This is a genomic window from Brachybacterium sp. J153 (assembly GCF_036311905.1).
Classification (GTDB): domain Bacteria; phylum Actinomycetota; class Actinomycetes; order Actinomycetales; family Dermabacteraceae; genus Brachybacterium.
The window spans coordinates 38,878-59,254 of the sequence record NZ_JAZDCH010000008.1 but is presented as its reverse complement, the minus strand read 5'-3'; the positions used below and the strand labels follow the sequence as shown (position 1 = coordinate 59,254).

Here is a 20,377-nt window from a genome sequence, read left to right as displayed (position 1 = left end):
TGGCCACCCCGGTCGACATCGACCAGGTGAGGGAAGGGAGGAGACATGGACGATCCTGCTGTCGCCAGACAGGTTCCGGCCGTCGAGTTCCCGATCCCCGAGGTGGGCCGAGTGGTCGCCGGGGAGCTCGCACAGGAGGCGGACTACCGGGTGCTGCGCTCCCGCGGCACACCCGACTGGCTGCTGCTGCACACCGTCTCCGGCGCGGGTCTCGTGCACGGGGCCGACGGGAGCAGGCTCCGCACCGTCCCCGGGCAGGCGGTGCTGCTGCGGCCCGGCACCCTGCAGGACTACGGCACCGATCCCGCGACCGGCACCTGGCGGCTGCTGTATGCGCACGTGCACCCGCCCGCGACCTGGCTCGCGCTGCTGGACTGGCCGGAGGACTCACCGGGCCTGGGAACGATCACGCTCGGCGCCGACGTGGATACCCGCGTGCAGAAGGCGCTGCGCTCGGCGGCACGCGCCACGCGCCTCGCCGTCGGCCGACCCGAGCTGTTCGCCCTCAACGGTCTCGAGGCGGCGCTGCTCTGGTACGACTCGCAGAACCCCCGGCGCCACCGGCTCGACGAGAGGGTGCTGCGGGTGCTCGAGCACATCGACGCCCACCTCGACGAGGAGCTCGACGTGCCCCGCCTCGCCCGCCTCGCGCACCTCTCTCCCTCGCGGCTCGCGCACCTGTTCGCCGCGCAGGTGGGGACCTCGGTGCGCGGCTACGTGGAGGCGCAGCGCCTCGAGCTGGCAGCCCGACTGCTGGAGATGACCCCGGATCCGGTCGCAGAGATCGCGCGGCGCGTCGGCTATCAGGACCCGCTGTACTTCTCGCGCCGCTTCCGGGCGGCGCACGGGCAGAGCCCCTCGGCGCACCGCGCCCGGCACCGAGTGGTGTGAGAGCACGGGGCCAGAGCCCGCCGACGCCGAGAACCCCCGCAGAGTTGGGGGAATACGCGAGGCATTCCCCCCACTCTGCGGGGGTTACGAGGCGGGCCCGCGGGGGCGGGGGCGCGGCGGGCTCGCGGGGCAGGGCGCACAGGGCTCGTGCGTGGACAGTGCGCGCAGGCTCGGGCGCGCGGTAGGGCGCCTGGGACCTCAGCGCGGGGCGACCGCCCGACCCAGGCGCTGCGAGATGTCGGCGAGGACCTCGTCGACGGGCTGCTCGGCGAGGCTCTTCATGAACGGCTCGACCTTCACGGGCCCGGTGTACCCGGCGGCGTGCACGGCGCCGAGGAAGCCGTCGAGGTCGATCACGCCGGTGTCGAAGGGCAGACGGCGGTCGAGGTCCATCTGCTCGTCCCGCTCGCGGTCGGCGCGGGCGTCGTTGATGTCGACGGAGACGATGTCCGCATCGGTGAGGCCGTCGAGGTCCGCCGCCGACTCCCCGGCGGTGTACCAGTGGTAGCTGTCGAGGATGAGGCCGATGTTGCTCGCCCCGGTCTCGGCGATCAGCTCGCGCGCCTCGCGGATGCCGTGGATGAAGGGGAATCGCTCGGTGGACCAGAAGGTCTTCGGGCCGATGTACTCCAGGCCCAGGCGCAGGCCGTGGTCGGCGAGGATCTCGGAGACGAGGGCGAGACGGCCTGCGTGGAGGCGCCAGTTCTCGCGGTGGTCGAGGGCGTCGTGCATGGGGCGGATCCAGGTGCCGACGGCGGTGACCCCCGCGGCGGTGAGCAGCTCGAGGGCGTCGGGCAGGGCACCGAGCGCCTTCCGGAACTCCTCGGCGGAGGAGTCGAGGCCGATGGGCAGGCCGGAGATGCCCCAGCTCAGCCCCTTGGCCTTGACGGCGTCGCCGTGCTCGACGACGGCCTGCAGGCCCTTCTCCTCGAGGAGGGTGCGGAAGTGGCCGGGGTCGGGGTCGACGCCCCCGAAGCCGTGCGTCACGGCGAGATCGATGGCGGTGGTGTGGTCCAGGGTGAGCCCGAGTGCGCCGGGCGAGAGGCAGGAGAACATCCCTGAAGCCTAGGCCCCGAACGTTCCCACGTGGTGACCTCGCGCACATCGTCCACGGAGTGGGACGCCGGGGCGAAGCGGGCGCGCTGGGCTATTCGCGAGCGCTCCGCCAGGCAGCATCCCGCCGACGCCCCCGCCCTGGACTCCGCACGTGACGCCCACGCCGACGGCCCCTCCCGCGCCGCCGCGAGGCGGGCCGGAGGGGCCGTCGGAGAGCAGGGCGGGGCCGACGGAGCGTCCGTCGGCCCCGAACGCCCGCTCAGGCGTCGATGACCACGGCCATCACCGCGGGCTCGCGGCGGTAGGTGCGGCGCAGGTGGGTGCTGACGGTCTCGACGACGATCTCCTCGATCTTCGCGATGTCGTCGATGCCGTCGGTCCGGGTCTGGACGAGGGCCTTCTCGACCTGCGCGGCGGCGCCCTGGAAGGTCTTCTTGTCGTGGACGAAACCCTTGGTGAGGAATTCGACCGGCTCGACCGGCTTGTGGGTCTTCGGGTCGATCAGCGCGACCACGGTGACCACGCCGCCGCCGGAGAGCAGCCGGCGCTCGGCGAGGGTGTCCTCGGTGGCGGCGCCGATGGTCTGCCCGTCGACGTACACGAGCCCGGCCTCGACCTTGCCGGAGATCTTCGCCTGGCCGGCGATGAGGTCGACGGTCACGCCGTCCTGCGCGATGACCACGTTCTTCTCCGGCACACCCGTCTTGCGGGCCAGCTCGGCGTTGGCGTGGAGGTGCTTGGACTCGCCGTGCACCGGCATGACGTTCTTGGGCCTCACGATGTTGTAGCAGTACACGAGCTCGCCGGCGCTCGCGTGACCGGAGACGTGGACCTTCGCGTTGCCCTTGTGGACGATGTTCGCGCCGAGGTCGGTGAGCTTGTTGATGATCCCGTAGATCGCGTTCTCGTTGCCGGGGATCAGCGAGGAGGCCATGAGCACCGTGTCACCCTCGCCCACCTGGATCTGGTGGTCGCCGTTGGCCATGCGGGCCAGCGCCGCCATCGGCTCACCCTGGGAGCCGGTGCAGATCAGGGTGACCTTGTGGTCGGGCATCGACTGGATCTTGCGGAAGTCGACGACGAGTCCCTTGGGGATGTCGAGGTAATCGAGGTCGCTCGCGATCTTCATGTTGCGCACCATGGAGCGGCCGACGAAGGCGACCTTGCGGCCGGCGGCGTGCGCGGCGTCGAGCACCTGCTGGATGCGGTGCACGTGGCTGGCGAAGCTCGAGACGATGATGCGGCGCGGCGAGGTGGCGAAGACCCGGTCGATCGCGGGGGTGAGGTCGCGCTCGCTCATCGTGAAGCCGGGGACCTCGGCGTTGGTGGAGTCAGTGAGGAAGAGGTCCACGCCCTCCTCGCCGAGGCGCGCGAAGGCCCGCAGGTCGGTGATGCGGCCGTCGAGCGGGAACTGGTCCATCTTGAAGTCGCCGGTGCACAGCACGGTCCCGGCCTTGGTGCGGATGAACACCGCGAGGCTGTCCGGGATGGAGTGGTTCACGGCCACGAACTCGAGGTCGAAGACCCCGGCGCGATGCTTCTGCCCCGCCTCGACCTGCACGGTCTTGGGAGTGATGCGGTGCTCCTTGAGCTTCGCGGTGAGGAAGGCGAGAGTCAGCTCGGAGCCGATCAGCGGGATGTCCGCGCGCTCCTTGAGCAGGTACGGGACACCGCCGATGTGGTCCTCGTGGCCGTGGGTGAGGACGATGCACTCGATGTCCTGGAGGCGGTCGCGGATCGAGGTGAAGTCCGGGAGGATCACATCGATGCCGGGCTGGTGCTCCTCGGGGAAGAGAACGCCGCAGTCGACGATCATCAGCTTGCCGGCGTGCTCGAACACCGTCATGTTGCGGCCGACCTCGCCGAGGCCGCCGAGCGGGGTGATGCGCATGCCGTTCTTCGGCAGGCGCGGCGGAGCGGAGAGCTTGGTGCGGGGGGAGGGCATGGAGGAGGTTTCCTTCGACGGAGGGACAGGGACAGAGGTCTGTGGTGGAGCGCGCGGGAACGGGTCCCGCCGCGGCGTCCGCCCCTTCAACGTACGGGGTCTCGGCGCAGATCCCGCGTTCTGGGCCGGAACCGACACGAGAATCACCTTTCGCGGGGCGGATCTGCCACCATGGCGACGGCCGCAGGCCGGGGAGACACCCCGCGCCGCCGCGACGGGAAGGGCGTGAGGCAGTGGGAGCACGACGCACCGGAGGGTCCGTTCCAGGGGCGCGGAGCGGCGGATCGGCCGACGGGGGCGCCGGGCCGCTGCTGACCCGCCGGGCGCTCGCCCGCACGGCAGTCGCGATCGCGGCCGTCCCCGCCCTCCCCACCCTCGCGGCCTGCACGGACACCGACGAGGCGGGCATCGTCTTCGTCGCCGACCCGACCCCGTCGGCCGTCCTCCCCGCCGCCTCCCCCGCCGCGACCGCGCTCTCGCTGAGCGCCCTGCTCGTCGAGTCTGCGGACGTGGTCGCGCTCGCCCCCGCCGAAGCGGGGGACGCCCTCGCCGCGCTCACCGGGCCGGCGCGCCTGCCGCTGCTCGTCGGCCCCGACGGGGAGATCACCGAGGAGCAGCTGGGCGAGGAGCTGGACCGGCTCGGCGCGCGCACCCTGCTGATCCCCGCGGGCCAGGATGCCGGCGCACTCGGTGAGGGCCGGGACATCCTCGAGGTAGACCTCGCCGCGGAGGATCCCTCCGCCGACCTGCCGACGGTCACCGTCGGCGCCGCCCCCGAACGACTCACCCTGCTGCTGGACCCGGAGCAGGCCCTGCCCGCCGCGCCGGTCGCGTCGGCCCTGGTCACCGCCGCCGGCGGGACCGTCGCCCAGGTGCCCGGCGGGCAGCTGGGCCGGAGCTCCGATTCCGTGGCCGCGGCCCGTGCCGCCGTCGGCAATGATCCGACGACGGGCGTGCTCGCCCTCGGCGAGAGCTTCGGCGCGAGCGACGGCCTCGCCGGCGCCCTCGAGCGCGCCGCGACGACCCCGGAACTGCCGGGCGGAGGGCAGATCGCCTTCCCCGGTCGGCGGATGGTCGCGGCCTACGGCTCCCCCGGCGTGCCCTCGCTGGGGATCCTCGGTGAGCAGGGGCTCGAGGAGACGATCGCCCGCACGCAGCAGCTCGCCGCCGACTACCAGGGACTCACCGACGAGCTGGTGATCCCCGCCTTCGAGATCATCGCGACGATCGCCGCGGACACCCCCGGCGGCGACGGCGACTACTCGCGGGAGCTCTCCGTGGACTCACTGCGGGAGTGGGTCGACGCGGCGGGCGAGGCCGGGGTGTACGTGGTGCTGGATCTCCAGCCCGGCACCACCGACTTCCTCACCCAGGCGCAGCGCTACGAGGAGCTGCTGCTCGAGCCGCACGTCGGCCTCGCTCTGGACTCCGAGTGGCGGCTGAAGCCCGGCCAGAAGCACCTCGAGCAGATCGGATCGGTCACCGGGGCGGAGGTGAACTCGGTGGTCACGTGGCTGGCGGACCTCACCGCCGAGCATGGCCTGCCGCAGAAGCTGCTGATCCTGCACCAGTTCACGCTGCGGATGGTCACCGAGCGGGAGACGATCGACACTTCCCGGACGGAGCTCGCGATCACCCTCCACGCCGACGGCCACGGTGCGCCCGGCGACAAGCTCGCCACCTGGAACGCGTTGCAGCAGGGCCTGCCGGAGGGGATCTTCATGGCGTGGAAGAACTTCTACGACGAGGACTCCCCCACCTTCACGCCCGAGGAGACCTACGCCGTCGAGCCGCGGCCCTGGTTCGTGTCGTACCAGTAGGCGGGCTGGGCGCGGCGACGCAGTAAGTCGACCGGCGGTGACGCGGCGGCGCGGGCCGCCCCGACGAGGGGCGGCCCGTCGGGCCTCCTCCGCGGGTCAGCCGAGCTGCAGCTGCACCGTCGCCACGGAGTGCGGCGGCAGGGTGACCTCGAGCCCGGCCGGGTGCTCGCGCACGTCCGTGAGCGGCACGGGCGCGACGGCCTCGGGCTGCTCGGGGGTGTTGTGCGCGGCGGTCGAGGCGCCGGTGAGCACGGTCGCGGTGTGGCCCACCACCTCGCGGCCGCGCAGGTCCAGCACCAGGGTGCGGGGCTCGGCGGCGTCGAGGTTGGAGAGCGAGATCAGCGCGGTGTCCTCCGCGGACCGCAGCGAAGCGGAGGCGGAGATCCGGGGCAGCGCCCGCCCCTCGATCACCGCGGACTCCTCGGGCAGGAGCACGTGGGCGTCGAGCGCGGCGGCGTCCTGGTGCCCTGCGTTCATGGCGAACACGTGGTAGGTCGGCGTGAGCACCAGCGCGCCGGTGTCCGGATCGGTGAGGATCATCGCCTGCAGCACGTTCACGGTCTGCGCGATGTTCGCCATGATCAGACGGTCCGCGTGACGGTGGAAGCCGTCGAAGTGGATCGAGGCGACCAGGGCGTCGCGCATCGTGTTCTGCTGGTACAGGAAGCCGGGGTTGGTGCCCGGCTCGACGTTCCACCAGGTGCCCCACTCGTCCAGGACCAGACCCACCTTGCGGTGCGGGTCGTAGCGGTCCATGACGGTGGCGTGGCGGGCCACGTGCTCCTCGGCGCGGGCGGCGCGGGAGAGGGTCAGGTACCACTCGTCCTCGGTGAACTCGGTGGCCGAGCCCTTGTCCGACCACGGCCCCGACATCGTGTAGTAGTGCAGGGAGATCGCCTGGTAGGGGCCGGCCTTCCCGTCGGCGTGCTCGACGTTCGTAACCGCGCGCATGAGCGACTCGGTCCACCCGAGGTCACCATCAGAGGCACCGGCCGCGATGCGGGTGACCTGGTTGCCGGCGTGGTCGCGGACGAAGGTCGAGTACTGACGCGCGAGCGCCGCGTAGTCCTCGGCGCGCATGTTCCCACCGCAGCCCCAGGACTCGTTGCCGATCCCGAAGAACGGCACCTTCCACGGCTCGTCCCGACCGTTCTGGCGGCGCAGCGCCGCCATCGGCGAGTCATCCGCACGGGTCAGGTACTCGATCCACTCGCTCATCTCCTGCACCGTGCCCGAGCCGACGTTCCCGTTCACGTACGCCTCGGTGCCCAACAACTCGACCAGGTCGAGGAACTCGTGGGTGCCGAAGGAGTTGTCCTCCACGACATCACCCCAGTGGGAGTTCACCATCCGCGGCCGCTGCTCGCGCGGCCCGATGCCGTCCTTCCAGTGGTACTCGTCCGCGAAACAGCCTCCCGGCCAGCGCAGGTTCGGGATATGCAGCGCCCGCAGCGCCGCCACCACATCGTCCCGGATGCCGCGGGTGTTGGGGATCTCCGAGTCCTCGCCGACGAAGAACCCGCCGTAGATGCACCGACCCAGATGCTCGGCGAAATGGCCATACAGATGCCGGGAGATCGTGGCCCCCGGCAGGTCCAGGTCCACCACGACCCGGGCGGGTCCGGTGGTGCGGCGGGCGCTGGGTCCGGTGGACCCGCCGGCGGGGGTGGTCAGCGCGGAGACGAGGTCGCTCGCGAGGGTGGGCGCGTTCTCGGTCATGGTGCAGGTGCTCCTGTTCAGGGGGCCGACGGGTCAGCGGCGGGCGAGGCGGACGAGGGACCAGGAGATCGCAGGGAGGGAGCCGACGAGCCGGCCGTCCTCGAGCGCGATCGAATCGTTCGCCGCGGGGACCACGGTCTCCGGGGCGTCCTGAGTGTTGGCGGCGTAGGGGTCCTCGTGGTGCAGGGTGACGGCCTCGACCAGCTCGAGGTCGCCAAAGGAGGAGAGGTCGGCGTCGAGGGCGAGCTCCTCGTCGGCCCCGCGGTTCACGACGAACACGCTGAGCGCACCGGACTCCTCGTCCCAGGTGGCGACGGCGTCGCCGGAGGCGCTGCTGCCGAAGCGGGCGTTCTCGAAGCGCGGCGAGTCCAGGCGGACGTCGAGCACCTCGCCGCGGGCGTGCGCGGAAGTGAGGGCGAAGGGATGGAAGGTGGTCTGCTTCCAGGCGTCACCGCCGGGGGCGGTCATGATCGGGGCGATCACGTTGACCAGCTGGGCGAGGGAGGCGGAGGCGACGCGGTCGCTGTGGCGCAGCAGGGAGATCAGCAGGTTGCCGAAGACCACCGCGTCCATCGCGTTGTAGGTGTCCTCGAGCAGCACCGGAGCGACGGGCCAGTCATCGCCGCTCGGCGGGCGGGACTCGGCGCGGTGCTGGTACCAGATGTTCCACTCGTCGAAGCTGATCATGATCCGCTTCTCGCGCTTGAGCTTCGCGCGCACGTGATCCGCGGTCGCGACGACGGAGTCGATGAAGTGGTCCATGTCGTCGGCCGACGCGAGGAAGGAGGCCTGGTCGCCGTCCTTCTCCGAGTAGTAGGCGTGGGCGGAGATCATGTCGACGAGGTCATAGGACTCCGTGAGGACGGTGTTCTCCCAGGCCGCGAAGGTCTCCATGGAGGAACTGGAGGAGCCGCACGCGATGAGCTCGAGCTCCGGATCCTCCTGCTTCATCAGTCGGGCCGCCTCGGTGGCGATGCGGGCGTACTCCTCCGCGGTCTTGTGACCGGCCTGCCAGGGGCCGTCCATCTCGTTGCCGAGGCACCACATCCGGATGCCGTAGGGCTCCTCGTGGCCGTTCGCGGCGCGCTGGTCGGACAGGGCGATGCCGGTGGGGGCGTTCGCGTACTGCAGGACGTCGAGGGCCTCCTCGATGCCGCGGGTGCCGAGGTTCACGGCGTACATCGGCTCGACCTCGGCCTTCTTCGCCCAGGCCATGAACTCGTCGAGGCCCACGGTGTTCGGCTCGGTGGAGTGCCAGGCGAGGTCGTGGCGGGCGGGGCGCTCCTCGACCGGGCCGACGCCGTCCTCCCAGCGGTAGCCGGAGACGAAGTTGCCGCCCGGGTAGCGCACGGAGCTCACGCCGAGCTCGCGGGTGAGGGCGAGGACGTCGGTGCGGAAGCCGTCCTCGTCGGCGCTCGGGTGCTCCGGTTCTAAGATGCCGGTGTAGACGCACCGGCCGAGGTGCTCGACGAAGGCGCCGAAGGTGCGGCGGCGCACGGGGGCGACGCGGAAGGCGGGGTTCAGGGTGAGGGCGAGGGTCGAGGCCACAGTGAGGATCCTTCGGGGCGGGGCCGGGTCGCGACGATGCGACGGACCGGGCCGGGCGGGGCTGAGCGGTGTGGGCGCTGCTGAGTAGACGCTGCAGTCCAAGTTCTACAACGTTGCAAACAAGCCTGTCACAGGGCGGGCGGCGAGTCAACGGACATTCTCCCCTCGTCCCCCGACCCCCGCGGCGAGAACCCCCACAGACTTGGGCTTATTCGGGCCGAATTCCCCCAAGTCTGCGGGGGTTTCGGGCGCCGCACCCCGCCGCGCGACGTGACCTCGGCCCGGCGCCCGCCACCGCTCCCCCGTCGGTGCGAGAATCATCGCCATGACTCCCCCCGCCCCGCCGACCGGTCGGCACCGCCCGCCGCGGCTGCGCGACGTCGCCGAGCTGGCCGGGGTGTCGATCAAGACGGTCTCGAACGTCGTCAACGACTACCCGCACGTGAAGCCCGAGACCCGCGAGCGGGTGCAGGCCGCCATCGCGCAGGTGGGCTACCGCCCGCAGGTCGCCGCGCAGCAGCTGCGCACCGGGTCGTCGGGGATGATCACGCTCGCGCTGCCGTCGCTGACCTTCACCTACTTCTCCGACATCGCGCAGGAGTTCATCGAGGCGGCCCAGCGGCGGCGGCTGACGATCATCGTGCACACCACGGAGGGCGGCCCCGAGGCGGAGCGCACCGTGCTGCAGGGCTTCGAGCGCGTGCTCGGCGACGGCGTCATCTTCAACCCGCTGCACCTGTGGGAGGAGGAGCTGGCGCGCATGGATCACACCAGCCAGCCCACCGTTTTCATCGGCGAGCACCTGCCGGAGGCGCTGCCGCGTGGGTCGGACTACGTGCGCATCGACAACGAGGCGGCCTCCTTCGACGCGACGTCGCACCTCATCGCGCAGGGCCGCACACGGCTCGGCTTCCTCGGCGCGATCACCTCGCCCCACGGGGAGCAGCCGCACAGCTCGGGTACGCTGCGCCGTGCCGGCTTCAAGCGGGCCCTGCGCGAGCACGGCATGGACCCCGCCTCCGCCGTGCTGCAGGAGGTGCGGGACTGGCATCGCCAGGATGGCTTCGTCGGGATGGCGGCGCTCCTCGAGCGCATGCCGGACGTCGACGGGGTGGTGTGCGCGAACGACGACCTCGCGATCGGCGTGCTCGCCAGGCTGCGCCGCCTGGGCCGTCGGGTGCCGGACGACGTCGCCGTGATCGGCTACGACGACACCCCCGACGCCCCCTTCACCTCCCCGTCGCTGTCCACCATCTCCCCCGACAAGCAGCAGCTCGCCGCCACCGTGCTCGACCTGATCGCCGAGCGGATCGCGGGCTACGACGGCCCGCCCCGGACCGTGGACGTGCCCTACACGCTGGTCACGCGCGACTCGACCGCCGTCGGCCGCCGCGCGCAGACCACCTCCGAGCCGACCTCCGTCGACCCGATCGTCTCCGACCGGCCCGACTCCGAGACAACCGCCCCCGACCCGTCCGCCGTCGACCTCGAGGAGCTCCCCCGGTGACCACCATCCCCACCCCCTACGAGGACCTGTTGCGCGAGGTGCTCGAGACCGGCGCCGCGAAGGGCGACCGGACCGGGACCGGCACGCGCAGCCTGTTCGGTCGGCAGATCCGCTATGACCTCTCGCACGGCTTCCCGCTGCTGACCACCAAGCGCGTGCACACCCGGTCGGTGTTCCTGGAGCTGCTGTGGTTCCTGCGCGGCGACACCAACGTGCGCTGGCTGCAGGAGCGCGGGGTGACCATCTGGGACGAGTGGGCCGACGAGGACGGCGACCTCGGCCCGGTCTACGGGGCGCAGTGGCGCTCCTGGCCCACGCCCGACGGCGGCGTAATCGACCAGATCACCGACGTCGTCGAGCAGATCCGCACGAACCCCGACTCGCGGCGCCTGATCGTCTCCGCCTGGAACCCGGCCGACATCCCCGCCATGGCGCTCGCCCCCTGCCACGCCCTGTTCCAGTTCGAGGTGCATGACGGGAAGCTGTCCTGCCAGCTGTACCAGCGCAGCGCCGACCTGTTCCTCGGCGTCCCGTTCAACATCGCGAGTTACGCGCTGCTGACCCACATGGTCGCGCAGCAGACGGACCTCGAGGTCGGCGACTTCGTGTGGACCGGCGGGGACTGCCACATCTACGACAACCACGTCGAGCAGGTGGAGCGGCAGCTCGCGCGGGAGCCGTTCCCGTACCCGACGCTGCGGCTGAACCGTCGGCCCGCCTCGATCCTCGAGTACGAGCTCGAGGACATCGAGATCGTGGGCTACCAGCACCATCCGGGGATCAAGGCACCGGTGGCGGTGTGAGTGCGGCCGACGGGGTCGGTGCGGTGGACGCCGGCCACAGGGCCGGTGCGGCCGCAGGGGTGAGTGCGGCCGACGGGGCCGGCACGGCCGACTCCGCCGCGACCGAGGTGCCCGGGATCGGGATGATCTGGGCGCAGGCCCGCGGCGGCGTGATCGGCGCCGGCGGCACGATGCCCTGGCACCTGCCGGAGGACCTGAAGCACTTCCGCCGCACCACCTCCGGCAGCCCCGTCGTCATGGGGCGCCGCACCTGGGAGTCCTTCCCCCCGCGCTTCCGCCCCCTGCCCGGACGCACCAACATCGTCATCACCCGCGACGACGACCTCGAGTTGCCCGGCGCCGTGCGCGCCCGCTCGCTGCCCGAGGCGCTCGAGCTCGCGGCGGGCGAGGCCGGCCCCGGGGTGACCACCTGGGTGATCGGCGGCGGCACGATCTACGCCGCGGCGATGGAGGTGGCGGAGGTCCTGGTGGTCACCGAGATCGACCTCGAGGTCGCCGGCGACACCCTCGCCCCCGCGATCCCCGCCGACTTCCGCCTGGCCGGGACGGATCCCGCGGGGGGCTGGCACGAGTCGGCCGACGGGCTGCGCTTCCGGGTCGTCACCTACCTGCGCTGAGCAGTCCCCACCTCAAGCCCCACCCCGCACCCCGCACCCCACGCCTCGCCCGACCCCCGGCCACGCCCCCGCCACGCCCCGCCCCCCCCGCCGCGCCCCGACCCGACCGACTCCACGGCGCCTGAGGGAGCATCGTGCGGCGAACATGCTCCCTCAGCCGCCGCTACCCGCCGGTAACGGACTGGCGCGGGCTGAGGAGGGGCTGGTGGGCCTGGTCGGCGCGTCAGGCTGCGCCCGCGTCAGCCTTCGCCCGCGTCGGGGTCCTCGCCGCGGCCCGCCGCGCGCCATGCCAGCAGCGCCCCGAGCACCGCCCCGGCCACGGCGCCGAGCGGCAGGCCCACCGCGGACAGCACCAGCACACCCAGTGGCACCTCACCGCCGCGCACGACCGCGGCCGCCAGCAGATCCGTGAGGATCAGCGCCGCGAGCAACCCGCCGACGGCCCCGAGCAGCCCCGCGCCGAGGAGCCGCCACGGGCTCGGGGCGCCCGTCGGGCCCGTCGGCCCCTCCCCGCTCACCGGGCCGACACCGCCCGCGCGCTGCCGGCGACCCGCGCGAGCAGCGCCGCGACGAGCCCCACCACGACGCCCACCACCAGCCCCGTGACCAGGCTCGACATCACCGCGGCGGCACGGACCAGCACCTCCTGCAGCAGCGGGTCGAGGCCGGCGAGGTTCCCGCCGAGCCGCGGGCTGCCGCCCGGGAAGGCGGCGCCCCACAGCAGCTGATGGGTGAGCGCGAGGAGCACGCCGTGCACGGCGCCGATCGTGAGCACCGTCAGGAAGGGCCGCGGCACCCGGGCGAGTAGCACGACGAGGATCCACACCAGCGGCGGGACCACCACGAACAGCAGGTTCACGAAGGTGCCCTCGTGGATCAGGTCCAGGTCGTGCAGCACCACCCGCGGCACCGCGAGCAGCGCGAGACCCACGACGGCGAGCCAGGGTAGGCCCGGCCAGGACCGACGGGGCGGGGCGGAGGACGGACGGGTGGACAGGTTCTGCGAGGTCATACCGGCACGCTAGGGATCGTCGGCCCCGGTGCACATCGGCCCTCGCGCGTTCCCGGGGTCGCGTGCAGGCGACACCCGAGGTCGTCGGGAGGCGACCTCGCCGCGGCCCGGGGTCGGGGTTCCGGTCCGGGCAGCCCCCGTAGTCTGGAAAGCGTGAGCGAGACGATGTCGGGGCCGTCCGCGGCCCCGCCCCCGGCCGGGCGGCGCCGTCGGCGGCTGCCACCGCGCGCCGTGGACCTGCTGCTCGCCGTGCTCGTCGCCCTCGCGCTGACCCTGGTGATCCTGACGAACGATCGCGGCGCCCGCCCGGCGGACGCTCTCGCGATCCTCTTCGCCGCGGGGTTCGGCGCGCTGCTCCTGCTGCGCCGCTCGATGCCGCGCACCGTGCTCGTACTGAGCGTGCTCGCGATGTTCGCGTACTACACGCGCGACTATCCGCCGATCGGCGTGGCCGTCCCGATCCTCGCGGCGCTGTTCTCCGCGGCGGAGGCGGGGAGGTGGCGCTGGGCAGTCGGTGCGGCGGCGGTCTCGCTGCTGGTCTCCACGGCGTTCCGGCTGCTCGAGGGCGGGGAGTCGATCGGCGTGGTGCTCGGCTACGAGTCGGTCACCAACGTGGCGCTGTTCGCGGCGGCGATCGCGCTCGGCGACGGGCTGCGCACGCGGCGGCTGCGGGAGCGGCAGCAGGCGGAGATCGCCCGGCTCACCGCGGCCCAGCTGGCCCGCGAGGCGGACCTGCGGATCCAGTCCGAGCGGGAGCGGATCTCGCGGGATCTGCACGACACCGTCGGCCACACCCTCTCGGTCATCTCGCTCCACGCCGGGGCGGGCGGCGAGGCGGTGGGCGCGCGGGACGAGGAGGCGCGCGAGGCCTTCGCGCGGATCCGGGATGCGGCCGGTCGCTCGCTGCGGGAGCTGCGCGTCATGGTCCGGCTGCTGCGATCCCCCGAGGGGCACTCCGGCGGGGGCGTCCCGTCCGACGGGGGTCCCGCCCCGGAGCAGGTCTCCGCGGGGCGCGGGCCGCAGTCGCTCGTCGCCCTGCCCGAGCTCGCGGCCGAGGCGGGGGCCGCCGGCCTCGCCGTCGCCCTCGACGTCGAGGTCGAACCCGCCGACCTCCCCGGTCCGGTCGACACCGCCGCGTTCCGGGTGGTCCAGGAGTCGCTGACCAACGTGCTGCGCCATGCCGGAACCGACCGCGCCACGGTCCGTGCGCAGATCCGCGACGGCCGGCTGCACCTGCGGATCGCCGACGACGGCGCCGGTCGCTCGGCCGCCGACGGAGGCACTCCGGCAGCCGGCGACAGCGCGCCGGTGGCCGACGAGGGCGCGACGGCGTCGGGCGGGCAAGCACCGACGTCGGGCGGGCCGACGTCGGGCGGGCACGGCCTCGTCGGCATGACCGAGCGGGTGCGGCTGCTGGGCGGGACGCTCACGGCCGGCCCCTCCCCCGACGGCGGCTTCGTCGTCGAGGCGTCCCTTCCCACGAGACTCCAGTGAGGTGCCCATGATCCGCGTGGTGCTGGTCGACGATCAGGAGCTGGTGCGCACCGGCCTGCGCACCCTCGCCCAGCACGACGGCGACATCCGCGTGGTCGGCGAGGCAGCCGACGGCGAGGCCGGGCTGCGCGTCGTGCGCGCCGAACGGCCCGACGTGGTGCTCATGGACATCCGCATGCCCCGGCGCGACGGGATCTCCGCGACGGCGGAGATCGTGGCCGACCCCGATCTGGCCGGGGTGAAGGTCGTGGTCCTGACCACCTTCGACGATGACGAGGACGTGCTCGCCGCGATCCGCGCGGGCTCCGCCGGCTACCTGCTGAAGGACATCGCCCCCGAGGACCTGCGCCGGGCGATCCGGAGCGTGTCCGCCGGGGACGCCCTCGTCTCGCCCGCGGTCACCACCACGGTGCTGGGCGCCCTCGCGGAGGGCCTCGCCGGCGGGACGCGGCCCGACCTGATCGCAGCGCTCACCGACCGCGAGCGGGAGGTCCTGGCGCGGATCGGTCGCGGCGAGTCCAACGCCGAGATCGGCAGGAGCCTGCACCTCAGCCCGGCCACCGCCCGCACCTACGTCAGCCGGCTGCTCGCGAAGCTCGCCGCCCGCGACCGCTCGCAGCTGGTGGTCCTCGCCTACGAGTCGGGGCTCGTCCGCCCCGGCAGGCCCTAGCGGCCACGGCGCGCCGGCTCATCACCACGGGTGACGGCGCCTGAGGGAGCATGTGGCGGCGAACATGCTCCCTCAGACGCCGCTACCGTGCGGTAACCGCCGGGAGAGTGGTCAGGCTCCGGCGATGCCCGTCGTCGAGATGCCCTTGATGATCTGCCGCTGGAAGAACAGGAACACCACGATCAGCGGCAGCGCCGCGAGCATCGCCTGAGCCATGTTCTGCGCGTACTGGATGCCGTAGGCGCTGATCACGGTCTGCAGACCGGTGGGCAGGGTCATCAGGCTCGCGTCGTTGACCACGATGAACGGCCACAGGAAGTTGTTCCACGCGCCGATGAACACGAAGATCGACACGGCGCCGAGGATCGGCCGGGATAGCGGTAGCACGATGCTGAGCAGGATCTTCAGCCGGCTCGCGCCGTCCATCAGCGCGGCCTCCTCGAGCTCCCGCGGGATCTGGTCGAAGAACTTCATCAGGATGAACACCATCGGGGCCGCGACCACCTGCGGCAGGATGATCCCCCAGTAGGTGTCCACGAGGTTCAGCCCCAGCATGAGGTGGAACAGCGGGACGATGAGGATCTGGCCGGGGATCATGATCGAGCCGACGATGAGGGCGATGATCGCCTTCCGCCCCGCGAAGTCCATGCGGCTGAGCGCATAGCCGGCCAGGGCCGAGATGACCACGGTGATGATCGTGACCGCCGTCGAGGTGATCAGGCTGTTCCACGCCCACCGCGGCACCTGGCCCGAGGTCAGCACGGTGATGTAGGCCTCGAGGGTGAAGCCGTTCTCGGGGATGATCGTCACCGGCATCGCGGCGGCCTCGGCCTCGGTCTTGAACGAGGTCAGCGCCGCCCACAGCACGGGCACGAGCCAGAGCAGGGCGAGGATCGCGAGGATGACGAAGGCGACCACGCGCGCCGGGTCGGTCCGGCGTCGGCGGCGGACCCCGTCGGCCGCACCCGGGCGGGCGCTCGCGCCCCCGGTCGAGCCGTCGCGGGAGCCGACGGCGGCGTCGGCCGTGGGACTGGTGGGGTTCGCGGCGCTCATGCCTTCACGCTCCGTCGGCTCGAGATGACCATGTACGCGATGGAGATCGCGATGATCAGGAAGAAGAAGATGTAGGAGATCGCCGAGGCGTAGCCCAGCCGGTAGCCGGTGAAGCCGACCTCGTAGATGTACAGCAGCACCGGACGGGTCGAGCCGCCGGGGCCGCCACCGGTCATCTGGTAGATCTGGTCGAAGACCTTGAGCGAGGCGAGCAGCTGCAGCACGAGCACCAGCACCGTGGTCGGGGCGAGCTGCGGCAGGGTGATGGAGAGGAACGTCCGCCAGCGCCCGGCGCCGTCGAGCGAGGCCGCCTCGTAGAGCTGGTCGGGGATGTTCTGCAGCGCGGCGAGGTACAGCAGGAAGTTGAAGCCGATCGTCCACCACACGGTCGTCATCACGACGGCGATCATCGCGGTGTTCGGATCCTGCAACCACGCGGGGCCGGTGATCCCGAACCAGCCCAGCACCGTGTTCACGAGGCCCAGCTGCGGGTTGTACATCCAGTTCCAGAACTTCGACACGACGGTCGAGGCCAGCAGGAACGGCAGGAAGAATGCGAGCCGCCAGAACCACTGGCCGGGCAGGCCGATGTTCACCAGGATCGCGAGACCCATGGCGATGAGCACGAGCGGGATGGTGGACAGGACCGTGAACCAGGCCGTGTTGCCGAGCGAGGTCCACACGTTCGGATCGCTGAGCGCCTCGGTCCAGTTGGCGAGGCCGACGAAGCCGGTGTTGGTGCCGGCCAGGCTGGTGCCGGTGAAGCTCATCCACAGGCCGTAGATCGTGGGCCAGATGAGGAAGAGGCCGAACGCGGCGAGGAACGGCAGGCAGTAGATCCAGCCGCGCAGGTTCTCGGCGCGGCGGCGTCGGCGTCGGCCCTCGGCGCGGTCGGCTCCGTCGGCGGCGGCCGACGGGGGCTGGGCGGTGTGTGCGGGCTGGGCGGCGCGGGGACCGCTGGGAGCGGTCAGGCCGTCGGCGGTGGTCATCTCTCGTCTCCTTCGACGGGGCCGGTCACATCGGGCTCGGCTTGGCGAGCAGGTCGTTGATGCGGGCGACGAAGGCGTTCCAGCCCTCGAGCGGGTCGGTGCGCCGCGCCCACACGTTCTGCATGTCGTTGCCGAAGTAGGTGTGGAAGTCGCTGCCCGAGCCGGTGAACCAGGCGGGCGGGTCGTAGACCAGGTGGTCGATCGCGTCGGCGTAGTGGGACTGCGGGACGAGGTCCGCATAGCCGGGGTCCTCGATCACCGGGGTGTAGGCGGGGATGTGGCCCGCGCCGGCCCAGGCGAGAGAGCTCTTGAGCAGGTGGGCGACGAGGCCGTGGACGGCCCGGCGCCGCTCGGGATCCGGAGAACTCTGGTGCGGGAGCACGAACGAGTGGGAGTCGGCGTAGGCCGTCGGCTCGCCGAAGACCCCGGGGATCACCGTCATGTCGAAGGGCAGCCCCTCGTTCTTGTAGCTGCCGGTCTCCCAGACGCCGCCGTAGAACGCGCCGCTGCCGCCGGTGGCGAACTCGGAGATGGCGGTGCCGCCGTCGTGGCCGGGGTTGCCGACCTCGCCGTCGATCAGGGAGAGGATCCACTCGATCGCCTCGACGACCAGCTCCTCCTGGTAGCCCATGGTGCCGCCGACGGGCAGGTCGATCGTTCCGCCTAGCTGCGTGTAGTAGGTCGAGAACATGCGCCACTGGTTGGAGCCGTCGCCGAGATAACCCCAGCTGAGCCCGTAGCCGCTGGGGGCCTTCGCCCCGAGCTCGAGGGCGAGGGCGCGGAAGTCCTCGGGGGTGTCGGTGGGCAGCAGCAGGCCGTCGCTGCCGAGCACCCCCGCCGCCTCGGCGATCTCGGTGTTGTAGTAGAGGACGAACGGGTGCGAGTCGAGCGCGATGCAGGTCAGCTTGCCGTCCACGACCATCTTCTCCCAGATCAGCTCCGGGAAGTCCTCCTGGTGGACGCCGAACTCGCCGAGCAGGTCGAGGTCCCACTCGTCGAGCAGGCCGCCCGGGGCGTAGCCGGGGACGCGCGCGGCGTGCATGACCGCGAGGTCGGGGGCGCGGCCGCCCGCCGAGGCCATCGCGAGCTTCGTGTAGTACGGGGCGCCCCAGCCGAGCACGGTCTGCTGCACGCGGGCGGCGCCGTCGGTGGCCATGTAGCCGTCGATCAGCTCGCTCATGGTGACGCCGTCCGGACCGGAGAGCAGGTGCCAGTAGGCGATGTCCTCAGTGCCGCGGGCGCTCGCGCCGGAGCAGGCCGCGAGGCTGCCGGCCGCGCCCAGGGCACCGATCCCGCCGAGGCCCTTGAGGAGGGTGCGGCGGGTGGGGCCGGCAGGGCTGGGCCGGGTGGGGCTGGACCCGGCGGTGGTGCCGCCCGGGATGGGGATCGAGCCCGGGGCTGGGGTCCCGGGGCGTGGGAATGTCGGCGTCATGCGGTCCACCTCTTCGTGGTCGGGACCTCGCAACCTCTGCGGCGCGGGGGCATCCGATCGTCGTCCGTCTGCTGACCCAGAATTTACATCGTTGCAAAGTGGCGGTCAACACACCGAGGTCCCAGACTGCGGCGATCGCGTCGAGCTCGAACATGATGCCGGCGCCCGGCTGCGCGCTGTTGGAGCGGGCCGAATAGACGTTGCCCGCGACCGCGGAGAGCAGGCCCATGTTCACGAACAGGAGCATGTTCACGCGCTTGATGTTCGCGCCGGAGAGCTTCGCGGCCTGCAGGTTGCCGCCCATCGCGTAGATGTGCCGGCCAAAGATCGTGCGCTGGCGTGTGTACGACGTCGTCACGGTGTTCCTCGCGGTGCTCCGGGGTGACGTGCGGCCAGGCGGCGTCCGTGCCGTCGCGGCCGACGGGTCGTCGGTGGAGCGGTGGGCCCGTCGGGCCCGGGTCATGCGCCTCGTGTCCGACGACTGCAGTCTGAGGCGGGCGAGATGCACGATGCTAACGTTCACATGGAAGCGCGGCCGGGACCTTCAGCGGTCTACCAGGGGGGTCATGCATCGACAACGAAGCCCGGCGGGATCGCCTCCCCGGGCTCCGCGATCTCGGCCCCTCCGATCCGGCGAGGCCGTTCCTCACACCGGCCACGCGTCTCCGCCCCTGACCCCGCCTCCCCCCTCCCACCAGCACCTTCTCCCCTACGACGACCAAGGACCGCTCATGGCACCCACGACGCGACGCCCTTCGATGGCGGATGTCGCCGCGCGCTCGGGCGTCTCGTATCAGACGGTCTCACGCGTGCTCAACGAGCCGGGGATCGTGCGCCCGGAGACCCGCGACCGGGTGCAGCGGGCGATCGACGACCTCGGCTACACCCCGAACCGTGCGGCGCGCGCCCTGAAGACGACCCGCTCCTCGCTGATCGGCCTGCTCACGGACGGATCCTCGCTGTTCGGCCCCGCGGAGACGGCGACCGCGATCGAGACCGCCGCGCGCGAGGCCGGCTACTCGGTGCTGCTCACGACGGTCGGGACCGCCGCCGACGCGACGGCAGGGGCGGCCGACGGCGCGCGTCGCGGGACGGCCGACGGGGCGCCCCGAGCGGCCGACGCCTCAGCGGGCGCGAGCCTCATCGGCTCCGGGGTCGACGGGATCCTCGTCGTCGCCGCGCACGAGGGGATGCTGCCGGTGGTCGCCGCGGCGGCCGCCTCGATCCCGGTGGTCGCGGTCTCGGCGCAGCCGACGTCGGCCCCGGGCGTCGACGTCGTGGGCGTCGACCAGCACCGGGGCGCGCGCGAGGTCGTCCACCACCTCGCGCGGACCGGCGTGCGGACGGTCGCTCACCTGCCCGGACCGGCGGACTGGTTCGACGCCCGCGCCCGCCTCCACGGCTTCGAGCAGGCCGTCGAGGAGCTCGGGATCGCCGGGACGACCACCGCCCCCGGCGACTGGACTCCCCGCTCGGGCTACGAGCTGACCTGCGGACTCCTCGCCTCCGGCCTGCCAGACGCGATCTTCGCCGCGAACGACATGATGGCGATCGGTGCCCTCCACGCGCTCGACGAGCACGGGGTGCGGGTGCCGCAGGACGTGGCCGTCGTCGGCTACGACGACACGGTCGGGGCGGAGTACCTGATCCCGTCGCTGACCACGGTCTCACAGCCCTTCGCCGAGCTCGGGCGCCTTGCGCTGCACAGGCTGCTCGAGGTGCTCGACGGCGCCGATCCCGCGCCGCACGGGACGACGACCCTGCCGCCGCGCCTCGTGGTGCGCCGCTCGACGCGGCCCGAGCGCACGCACTGACGGCGGG

General features: G+C 72.3%; 17 protein-coding genes and 1 pseudogene. 8 read left to right on the top strand and 10 right to left on the bottom strand.

Translation table 11 applies throughout. The features are described 5' to 3' along the window. Positions 1 to 45: 45 nt before the first annotated feature. Entirely contained in the window at positions 46 to 891 is an 846-nt protein-coding gene (locus V1258_RS04800) for a helix-turn-helix domain-containing protein (RefSeq protein ID WP_329748592.1), read from the top strand. A 198-nt stretch (positions 892 to 1,089) separates the two neighbouring features. Here the strand turns inward: V1258_RS04800 and V1258_RS04795 are convergent, their stop codons facing one another. Together V1258_RS04795 and V1258_RS04790 are read right to left on the bottom strand one after the other, a co-directional pair. Beyond that, the gene (locus tag V1258_RS04795) at positions 1,090 to 1,947 is read right to left on the bottom strand and encodes a sugar phosphate isomerase/epimerase family protein (RefSeq protein WP_329748591.1); all 858 of its coding nucleotides are present in this window, start codon (positions 1,945 to 1,947) and stop codon (positions 1,090 to 1,092) included. Between the two features lie 259 nt (positions 1,948 to 2,206). After that, on the bottom strand, positions 2,207 to 3,892 hold the full coding sequence (locus tag V1258_RS04790; RefSeq protein WP_329748590.1) for a ribonuclease J: 1,686 nt from the start codon (positions 3,890 to 3,892) through the stop codon (positions 2,207 to 2,209). Between the two features lie 233 nt (positions 3,893 to 4,125). Here V1258_RS04790 and V1258_RS04785 point away from each other — a divergent pair, with 233 nt between their 5' ends. After that, entirely contained in the window at positions 4,126 to 5,712 is a 1,587-nt protein-coding gene (locus V1258_RS04785; RefSeq protein ID WP_329748589.1) for a hypothetical protein, read from the top strand. Between the two features lie 96 nt (positions 5,713 to 5,808). Here V1258_RS04785 and V1258_RS04780 read toward each other — a convergent pair whose 3' ends face one another. Continuing rightward, the gene (locus V1258_RS04780; protein WP_329748588.1) at positions 5,809 to 7,431 is read right to left on the bottom strand and encodes an alpha-N-arabinofuranosidase; all 1,623 of its coding nucleotides are present in this window, start codon (positions 7,429 to 7,431) and stop codon (positions 5,809 to 5,811) included. 33 nt (positions 7,432 to 7,464) lie between these two features. After that, positions 7,465 to 8,979 (bottom strand): arabinosylfuranosidase ArfA, encoded by a 1,515-nt coding sequence (gene arfA / locus V1258_RS04775; RefSeq protein ID WP_329748587.1) that lies wholly within the window; start codon positions 8,977 to 8,979, stop codon positions 7,465 to 7,467. Between the two features lie 325 nt (positions 8,980 to 9,304). On the opposite strand from arfA, the gene V1258_RS04770 reads away from it, so the two are divergent. From V1258_RS04770 to V1258_RS04760, 3 genes are all read left to right on the top strand, one after another. Beyond that, positions 9,305 to 10,486 carry a LacI family DNA-binding transcriptional regulator gene (locus tag V1258_RS04770; RefSeq protein ID WP_329748586.1) on the top strand — a complete coding sequence of 394 codons (1,182 nt, stop codon included), beginning with the start codon at positions 9,305 to 9,307 and terminating at the stop codon, positions 10,484 to 10,486. Beyond that, positions 10,483 to 11,289 carry a thymidylate synthase gene (locus V1258_RS04765; RefSeq protein WP_329748585.1) on the top strand — a complete coding sequence of 269 codons (807 nt, stop codon included), beginning with the start codon at positions 10,483 to 10,485 and terminating at the stop codon, positions 11,287 to 11,289. Before V1258_RS04770 ends, V1258_RS04765 begins: the two co-directional genes overlap by 4 nt. A gap of 122 nt (positions 11,290 to 11,411) precedes the next feature. Beyond that, complete coding sequence (locus tag V1258_RS04760) at positions 11,412 to 11,906, top strand: dihydrofolate reductase (RefSeq protein WP_329748644.1); 495 nt, start codon at positions 11,412 to 11,414, stop codon at positions 11,904 to 11,906. Between the two features lie 239 nt (positions 11,907 to 12,145). Here V1258_RS04760 and V1258_RS04755 read toward each other — a convergent pair whose 3' ends face one another. Both V1258_RS04755 and V1258_RS04750 read right to left on the bottom strand, forming a co-directional pair. Continuing rightward, positions 12,146 to 12,424, bottom strand: coding sequence for a hypothetical protein (locus V1258_RS04755; protein ID WP_329748584.1), 279 nt, complete (start codon positions 12,422 to 12,424; stop codon positions 12,146 to 12,148). Further along, positions 12,421 to 12,918 (bottom strand): hypothetical protein, encoded by a 498-nt coding sequence (locus V1258_RS04750; RefSeq protein ID WP_329748583.1) that lies wholly within the window; start codon positions 12,916 to 12,918, stop codon positions 12,421 to 12,423. Before V1258_RS04750 ends, V1258_RS04755 begins: the two co-directional genes overlap by 4 nt. A gap of 153 nt (positions 12,919 to 13,071) precedes the next feature. Between V1258_RS04750 and V1258_RS04745 the strand changes: the two genes are divergently transcribed. Next, entirely contained in the window at positions 13,072 to 14,412 is a 1,341-nt protein-coding gene (locus tag V1258_RS04745) for a sensor histidine kinase (RefSeq protein WP_329748582.1), read from the top strand. A 7-nt stretch (positions 14,413 to 14,419) separates the two neighbouring features. After that, positions 14,420 to 15,082 carry a response regulator transcription factor gene (locus V1258_RS04740; protein ID WP_329748643.1) on the top strand — a complete coding sequence of 221 codons (663 nt, stop codon included), beginning with the start codon at positions 14,420 to 14,422 and terminating at the stop codon, positions 15,080 to 15,082. Positions 15,083 to 15,193: 111 nt separating this feature from the next. Here the strand turns inward: V1258_RS04740 and V1258_RS04735 are convergent, their stop codons facing one another. From V1258_RS04735 to V1258_RS04720, 4 genes and pseudogenes are all read right to left on the bottom strand, one after another. After that, complete coding sequence (locus V1258_RS04735; RefSeq protein ID WP_329748581.1) at positions 15,194 to 16,135, bottom strand: carbohydrate ABC transporter permease; 942 nt, start codon at positions 16,133 to 16,135, stop codon at positions 15,194 to 15,196. Continuing rightward, a complete protein-coding gene (locus V1258_RS04730; protein WP_329748580.1) occupies positions 16,132 to 17,124 on the bottom strand; it encodes a carbohydrate ABC transporter permease in 993 nt (330 codons plus the stop codon). Before V1258_RS04730 ends, V1258_RS04735 begins: the two co-directional genes overlap by 4 nt. Before the next feature lie 25 nt (positions 17,125 to 17,149). Then, a complete protein-coding gene (locus V1258_RS04725; protein WP_329748579.1) occupies positions 17,150 to 18,556 on the bottom strand; it encodes an extracellular solute-binding protein in 1,407 nt (468 codons plus the stop codon). A 121-nt stretch (positions 18,557 to 18,677) separates the two neighbouring features. Further along, a pseudogene (locus V1258_RS04720) lies at positions 18,678 to 18,893 on the bottom strand (ABC transporter permease subunit); the annotation flags it as partial. A 394-nt stretch (positions 18,894 to 19,287) separates the two neighbouring features. Between V1258_RS04720 and V1258_RS04715 the strand changes: the two are divergent. Next, the gene (locus V1258_RS04715) at positions 19,288 to 20,370 is read left to right on the top strand and encodes a LacI family DNA-binding transcriptional regulator (RefSeq protein WP_329748578.1); all 1,083 of its coding nucleotides are present in this window, start codon (positions 19,288 to 19,290) and stop codon (positions 20,368 to 20,370) included. Positions 20,371 to 20,377 lie beyond the last annotated feature (7 nt).